Below are 7,352 nucleotides of genomic sequence, written 5' to 3'. Positions count from 1 at the left end.
GACGCCTATACCGGACTGAATCGCGACGTCAAGTCGATGTCCGGCGGAGAGAAGTTCAACGCCTCGCTCTGCCTCGCCCTCGGAATGACCGACGTCATTCAGGCTTACCAGGGGGGCGTGTCGATCGAAATGATGTTCATCGACGAAGGCTTCGGCTCGCTGGACGAGGACTCGCTGAACAAAGCGATCGCGACGCTCGTCGACCTTCAGCGATCCGGCCGTATGATCGGAGTCATCTCGCACGTGCAGGAATTGAAGATGGCATTCCCGGCAGTCCTTGAAGTCAGCAAGACCAAGGAAGGCCATAGTCGTACGAAGTTTATCGTTAAGTAGTTCACGTCGAAGCTAAGCATGCAGAGAGGCGGATACGGAACAGGACGCGGAGCCGAATCTCGTTCCGTATCCCGTTCCCGTTCCCGTTCCCGTTCCGTATCTCGTTCCGCATTATTCGGAAGTGAGGCTCGGACCTCGGGGCTCGCGAAGTCTTCCATACTCGTTCAGCGTGTAGATGGTCGAGCAGGTGGATGTAATCAGCTTTAACAACGCCTCCGAGGGGTGATGGGCGTTGTTGCTGCGAAAGCGGTATTCGCAATAATAGTACGGTCGACTCCATCTAGGAACGCGCCCGTAATATTTGCGGACGAAGGAACGAGCCCTTCTGAACATTAACTGCATCGCGCGTCTGACGATCGGCTGCTGGGCCGATCGTTTTTCTCGGTTCCAGAAATCGAAAAGCGGGCCGGATTCCGATTTGTGCATAGCTAATCTGATTTTATGAATCAACCGTTCAGCGGAGCGGTACTGAAGTTTAAGCGTATTAGCAAGCTTGCGCGCCGAACAGCGGCGGCCGGAAGCAACCCAATAAAATGCCACCATCCAGTAGCGAAGAGGCAGCCTCGTGCGGTGCATTAGCGTGTTGGAGGTGAGGGACGTTTGCGTCTTGCAATTGGAGCATTCGTATACGTTCCGCGTCTTGATCAGGCAGTACCGCATATCGCCGCACTTGGTGCAAATAAACCCACGCGGCCAGCGGACGGCGAACAGGAAATCCCGGCAAGCTTGCTCATCCGAAAAGCGGGCCATAAACCTGCGAATCGACATCAAATGAAACGTCCTCCCTCCAAATAAAAGAACATTTGTTCCTATCTATATTTTACCAAACATACGTTCTTGTGTCGACGAAAATCTGCTATTGAATGATCTTTCGCGGCACTTTTTTTTTATGGATTTTTCTGGATATTAGAACGGTTTTGTGTGTCTATTTCGAGCTCCCTGAGTAAATGGCAGAGAGGGGGGCGAGAGGCGCAGGGATGGATCTGCAATTGGCTCAGGTCAGGCGAAAACGAGATGCGTCACGGCAGGAGAGGGCTAGGTGAAAGGGGCGAGAGGCGCAGGGATGGATCTGCAATTGGCTCAGGTTGGACGAAAACGAGATATATGAGGGCAGGAGAGCGAGGTGAAAAGAGGTGAGAGACATAGGGCCAGGATCTGCAATTGACTCAGGTTGGGTGAAAACGAGAAATATGACTGCAAGAGAGATGGTTACAGGAACAGGAGACGTAGGAAAGGCATCTGTACATTGCTCAGGTCAGGCGGAAATGAGATATGGCGCAGGAGAGCCAGGTGTGATAGATGGAAGGAGAGGCCCAGAGCTGGGATCTGCAATTGACTCAGGTTGGGTCAAGATGAGATACAACGTCGTTGGCGGCGAGAAAGCAGCGGGAAGGAGGAAAGAGGGAAGAGGGAAGAGGGAAGAGGGAAGAGGGAAGAGGGGCACAGGCATTCTCGCGGGAGAGAATGCCTGTGCATGGAGGACGGATGTGCATGTTCAGTCGTCGAGTTTACGAGTCTGTGTCGGGATAGTCCGGTCAGGACAGTACGCGGTTACAGGCCGGCGAGGCCGATCAGGAAGAGCAGCGCGATGAATAGGAGGGGAAGGCCGTTGAAGACGGTCCCGAGAATCGCGAACACTTTCTTGTAGCCGGGGCGGGCCAGGGCGACGATGCCGAGGATGAGCCCGACGAGGATGACGAGGATCAGCAGCGGATAGAAGACCAGGTAGCCGATGAAGGGCTGGATTTTGTCCACGAGTTCTTCGTCGGACATCAAGCGGTCGCCGTTGTCGTCCACGATCTGCGTAATGTCGATGGTCTGGAAGAACAGGGAAATCAGGGCGATCGTCAATATGACGAAGGAGACGATGCCGACAAGCGACAGCACGAAGGACGCGATGCCCAGGCCGCTGTGCTTGAGCGGTTGGGGCGGCTGGCCGTCAATCTGTGAGAAGGCGCCGCGGTTCGCAAATTGTTCATCCTTTTCGAACGGTTCGTTCATGACTTTACACCTCATTCAGGATATGATAGATGTTGAAATGCTGTCCAAATTCCAAGGAGGATAAACCCCGCATGAATAAGTATACAAAAATTGGTGCCCTTGCGGCTATGCTTTCTGTCGTTCTCGGAGCATTCGGAGCCCACATTTTGGAAGATCGGCTCACGGCGGACGCGCTGGACGTCTACGATACTGGCGTTCAATATCACATGTTCCACTCCGTCGGCATTCTTCTCATCGCTCTTCTAATGGATCGGCTTCCTTCGCCGAAGCTGGCGATCTGGGCCGCGAGGCTGCATATTATCGGGATCATCCTGTTTTCCGGGAGCTTGTACGTCCTGGCTTTCAGCGGGGTTAAGATTCTCGGAGCCATTACGCCGCTCGGGGGAGTTGCGTTCATTGCAGGCTGGATCTGCATCGCTTTGGCCGCCCGAAAGGACAAGAAATAGAAAATTATGGGCTACACATCTACGCCATTTGATCTATAATAGATGTATTATCCTAGAGTAGTCGCCCATGGCGGAGGAAGGACGTAGCCTCGTGAACGGATGGTCCAACGACGGACTTTGGCTGGCGGGTGTCGCCGGCCTTGCAGCACTGACCGCAAGCGCCGCTTCATTAGGCTGGATATTCTCGCGCAAACGCTATCGGACCGAGCAGTCGGGTCCTGTTTATCAATGGGAATTGTTGAATTCGCTTTACACGCACAGCCCGATCGCTTTCGCGGTGATCGACAGGCATGGGCGATTCATGGACATTAACCGCGATCCGTCCGATATGGTCGGATACGGTAAGGAGGAATTGAACGGCATTTCGTTCGAGACGATGCTGGCCGACGAATCCAGGGAGCAGACAAGGCTTGTTTTCCAACGGACGCTTCAAGGGGAAACCTGCTCCAGGGAAATCAAGGTCATACATAAGCATGGACACGCGATCGATCTGAACATTCATACTTCGCCGCTGGTCAGAAGGAACAGAACGATCGGCATTCTCGTATTCATCGAAGATATCAGCGACCGCAAGCGCTCGCTCGAGCGCATACGCTATATGGCCTATTACGACGACATGACGGGGCTGCCGAACAGGCAGTTTTTTATGAATCGCCTTGAAGAGAGGCTTCAATCGGCCAAGGAAAGCGGGAGGTCTCTTGCCGTCTGCTATATCGACGTGGACCATTTCAAGCTGATCAACGCGTCGTTCGGACGCGATTTCGGCGACATGCTGCTGCTGCAGATCGCCGAGCGGCTCAGCCGCAGTCTGTCCGTGCCGGGAGATCTCGCGCGCATGGAAGGGGACGAGTTCGCGGCTTGTTTGGAGTCGCTGGAAAACGCGGACGACATATCCAGACGTCTGGATGCCCTGATATCCGTCATGAAGGAGCCGTTCGAATTGAACGGCGTGCCGGTTCACGTGACGGTCAGCATCGGCGTCTCCGTCAGTCCGGACGGCGCGGACGACGCCGCCACGATGCTGAAGCGCGCCGACGCCGCATTGCATCGCGTGAAGGTCAACGGCAAGAACGACTATTTGCTGCATTCCGGCGACATGGATCATATCGCGATCGAGAAGCTGACCATCCAGCACGAAATGCACAGGGCGCTGAAGAACAAGGAGTTCGTGCTGCACTATCAGCCCCAGTACGATCTGGCTTCCGGCCAGATCGTCGGTATGGAAGCGCTCGTCCGATGGCAGCATCCCGAACGCGGGCTCGTCTCCCCGGGGGAGTTCATTCCCGCGGCGGAGGAGAGCGGCCTGATCGTGCCGCTCGGCGAATGGGTGATCGAAGAGGCTTGCAGGCAGAACAAGGCTTGGCAGGATGAGGGATTGCTTAATATCCCCGTATCCGTCAATTTGTCGTTTCGGCAGTTCTCTCAGCGGAATTTGACGGGCAAAATTTCCGAAATCCTGCGTCAGACCGGCCTGCATCCCCGTTATTTGGAGCTCGAGATTACGGAGAGCATGACGATGGACGTCGAACGAGCCTCGCAATATTTGAAAGAGCTGACCGATCTGGGGGTTAATATCAGTATCGACGACTTCGGGACGGGGTACAGTTCGTTTCATTATCTGAAAAATCTGCCGATCGCCCGCCTGAAAATCGATCGTTCCTTCGTCAGGGACATCGAGCAGGATCCGGGTGACGCGGCGATCGTCGCGGCCATCATCTCGATGGCGCATAACTTGCAGATGCAGGTCATTGCCGAAGGGGTCGAGACGAAGGATCAAGTTCATTTTCTGCGCTCTCACCGCTGCGACGAAATGCAGGGTTATTTCGGGAGCCCTCCGCTGTCCAGCTCGGGCGCGCAAGATCTGCTGCTGGAGAAACTCAACCGTCCCGCGCTGCCCAATTATCACTAGACATCTCTCCCTTGCGAAGAGCGGAAGAGGGTCGCTTCGGCGATCCTTTTCTTTTTTTTGCGCATAAAATAGCAAGCGATCGGCATTTGTCAATAGGTCATCTTTCACCTTGACACCCACAATATCTTGATATAAATTGGATGTTGTCGCTATACATATTGTGTTGAGGTCAAAGAAAGGAGAATGAATGGCATGATGATCGCCTATGATTCCAAGACAGGTAACGTACGGAGGTTCGTAGAGAAATTAAAGCTTCCTTCGGTTCAAATCGAGGAATCCATGGATCTGGATCAGCCCTTCGTTCTCATTACGTATACGACGGGTTTCGGTCAAGTGCCGGATAGGGTCGCTTCGTTCTTGAAGAAGAATCATCGGAAGCTGCGCGGGGTATCCGCCAGCGGCAACCGCAATTGGGGGAACGGATTCGCGCTGAGCGCGGATCGCATCGCGGAGATGTACGGGGTGCCCGTCATCAGCAAGTTCGAGTTGTCCGGCACGACGAAGGACGTTGAGAGATTCGTACAGGAGGTGCGCGCAGTTGCGTCATATTGAACTGAACAACTTATTGATGCAAAGAGATACGGAAGGGTTCTTCCAATTGGACAAAGATCGCGAAGCCGTCGCCGAGTTCATGGAGGACGTCTACCGCAAAAGCGTAAAGTTCGCCAGCCACCGCGAGAAGGTTCGCTACATGCTGGATAACAACTACTACGAAGACGTCTACGAGCGCTACTCCGAAGAGGAAGTCGATCAAATCTACGAATTGACCCACGCGTACCGCTTCCAATTCAAATCCTATATGGCCGCCTCCAAGTTCTATACCGACTATGCCGTCAAGACCGACGACAAGACGCTATATCTTGAGCACTTTCCCGATCGGGTGTCGATCGTGGCGCTGCATTTGGCGAGAGGGGATTTCCAAGTGGCCCGTGCCTTGGCGGCTTCGATGATGGAGCAGCGCTTGCAGCCGGCTACGCCGACGTTCCTGAACGCGGGCAAGAGCCGTCGCGGGGAGATGGTGTCCTGCTTCCTGCTGGAGATGGACGACTCCCTCAATTCGATCAACTATGTGATCGGAACTTGTATGCAGCTGTCCAAGATCGGCGGGGGCGTGGCGGTAAACCTGTCGAAGATCCGCGGACGCGGCGAGACGATCAAAGGCGTAGAAGGCGCGGCGAAGGGCATCATGCCCGTGTTGAAGCTGATGGAGGACGCCTTCTCCTATGCTGATCAGATGGGTCAGCGTAAAGGCTCGGGAGCGGGCTACTACAACATTTTCGGATGGGACGTCATCGAGTTCCTCGACAGCAAGAAGATCAATGCGGACGAGAAAACCCGCCTCAAGACGCTGTCGATCGGCCTGATCGTGCCGGACAAATTTTATCAGCTCGCCGAGAAGAACGAGATGCTGCACGTTTTCGCGCCTTATACGGTGTTTAAGCACTACGGCCAACACCTGGACGACATGGACATGGACGAGATGTACGAGACGCTGCTTGCCGACGACCGCGTGAAGAAAAAAGCGGTCATGAGCGCGCGCGACATGCTCGTGAAGATTGCCACGACGCAGCTTGAGTCCGGTTATCCGTACATCATGAACAAATCCAACGCCAACCGCGCACACGCGCTTAAGGATCTCGGCGGCATCAAGATGTCGAACCTGTGCACGGAAATTTTCCAACTTCAGGAAACTTCGGAGATCGGCGATTATTTCGAGCCGGATACGATCCGCAGAGACATTAGCTGCAACCTCGCTTCCTTGAACATCGCCAACGTGATGGACACGCGCAAAATCAAGGAATCGGTGCACGAGGGCATCGTCGGCCTGACGGCGGTTAGCGACATGACGACGGTATCCAACGCTCCTGGCGTCGCCAAGGCGAACGCAGAGCTGCACTCCGTCGGGCTCGGCGCGATGAACCTGCACGGCTATCTGGCGAAGAACAAGATCGCTTACGAGAGCAAGGAAGCGCGAGACTTCGTTCGCACGTTCTTCATGATGATGAACTTCCACTCCATCGAGAAGAGCATGGAGATCGCCAGGGATACGGGCGTCACTTTCCGCGGCTTCGAGCGTTCCGAATACGCCAAAGGTACATATTTCGATCGTTACTTGGAGATCGACTATCGTCCGCAGACGGAACGCGTGAAGACGTTGTTCGCCGGCATCGACGTGCCGTCGCCCGCAGACTGGGCAAACCTGAAAGCCGACGTCGCGGAGCACGGGCTGTACCATGCTTACCGTCTGGCGATCGCGCCTACGCAGAGCATCTCGTACATCCAGAACGCGACTTCGAGCGTCATGCCGATCGTCGAACCGATCGAGACCCGCACCTATGCGAACTCGACGACGTATTATCCGATGCCGTTCTTGAGCAAGGACAACATTTTCTTCTATAAATCGGCTTACCAAATGGATCAATTCAAGGTCATCGACCTGATCGCCGAGATCCAGCCTCACGTGGACCAAGGCATCTCGACCGTCCTGCACGTGAACAGCGACGTGACGACGCGCCAGCTGTCCCGTTATTACGTCTACGCGGCCAAGAAAGGCCTGAAATCTCTCTATTATACGCGTACGAACCGACTGTCGGTGGAAGAGTGCATAACCTGCTCGGTGTAAGAGCAGGGACGAGGCGAGCGCCTGAGCCGCCAGCAATCAG

7 protein-coding genes are annotated in these 7,352 nt (G+C 54.7%); 5 read left to right on the top strand and 2 right to left on the bottom strand.

Going from position 1 to position 7,352, the window contains the following annotated elements:
* Positions 1-333 (top strand): SbcC/MukB-like Walker B domain-containing protein (locus ACESLM_RS24780; protein ID WP_372635709.1); only part of this gene is annotated, 333 nt, incomplete at its 5' end.
* Positions 334-444: 111 nt separating this feature from the next.
* Here ACESLM_RS24780 and ACESLM_RS24775 read toward each other — a convergent pair.
* Together ACESLM_RS24775 and ACESLM_RS24770 are read right to left on the bottom strand one after the other, a co-directional pair.
* The gene (locus ACESLM_RS24775; protein ID WP_372635711.1) at positions 445-1,101 is read right to left on the bottom strand and encodes a transposase; all 657 of its coding nucleotides are present in this window, start codon (positions 1,099-1,101) and stop codon (positions 445-447) included.
* A 783-nt stretch (positions 1,102-1,884) separates the two neighbouring features.
* Complete coding sequence (locus ACESLM_RS24770) at positions 1,885-2,334, bottom strand: hypothetical protein (protein WP_372635707.1); 450 nt, start codon at positions 2,332-2,334, stop codon at positions 1,885-1,887.
* 71 nt (positions 2,335-2,405) lie between these two features.
* On the opposite strand from ACESLM_RS24770, the gene ACESLM_RS24765 reads away from it, so the two are divergent.
* From ACESLM_RS24765 to nrdE, 4 genes are all read left to right on the top strand, one after another.
* A complete protein-coding gene (locus tag ACESLM_RS24765; protein ID WP_094047784.1) occupies positions 2,406-2,780 on the top strand; it encodes a DUF423 domain-containing protein in 375 nt (124 codons plus the stop codon).
* 91 nt (positions 2,781-2,871) lie between these two features.
* Complete coding sequence (locus tag ACESLM_RS24760) at positions 2,872-4,689, top strand: putative bifunctional diguanylate cyclase/phosphodiesterase (RefSeq protein WP_372635704.1); 1,818 nt, start codon at positions 2,872-2,874, stop codon at positions 4,687-4,689.
* Positions 4,690-4,881: 192 nt separating this feature from the next.
* Entirely contained in the window at positions 4,882-5,241 is a 360-nt protein-coding gene (gene nrdI, locus ACESLM_RS24755; protein ID WP_372635701.1) for a class Ib ribonucleoside-diphosphate reductase assembly flavoprotein NrdI, read from the top strand.
* Positions 5,228-7,312 (top strand): class 1b ribonucleoside-diphosphate reductase subunit alpha, encoded by a 2,085-nt coding sequence (gene nrdE / locus ACESLM_RS24750; protein ID WP_372635698.1) that lies wholly within the window; start codon positions 5,228-5,230, stop codon positions 7,310-7,312. Before nrdI ends, nrdE begins: the two co-directional genes overlap by 14 nt.
* Positions 7,313-7,352: the final 40 nt, after the last annotated feature.

The sequence above is a fragment of the Cohnella sp. genome, from assembly GCF_041641335.1.
Classification (GTDB): domain Bacteria; phylum Bacillota; class Bacilli; order Paenibacillales; family Paenibacillaceae; genus Cohnella.
This window is presented reverse-complemented; position numbering and strand designations above follow the sequence as displayed.

Coding starts and splice junctions, on each gene's coding strand:
- nrdI (WP_372635701.1), top strand. CDS start 4,882: ATGATGATCGCCTATGATTCCAAGACAGGTAACGTACGGAGGTTCGTA.
- ACESLM_RS24770 (WP_372635707.1), bottom strand. CDS start 2,334: ATGAACGAACCGTTCGAAAAGGATGAACAATTTGCGAACCGCGGCGCC.
- ACESLM_RS24775 (WP_372635711.1), bottom strand. CDS start 1,101: ATGTCGATTCGCAGGTTTATGGCCCGCTTTTCGGATGAGCAAGCTTGC.
- ACESLM_RS24765 (WP_094047784.1), top strand. CDS start 2,406: ATGAATAAGTATACAAAAATTGGTGCCCTTGCGGCTATGCTTTCTGTC.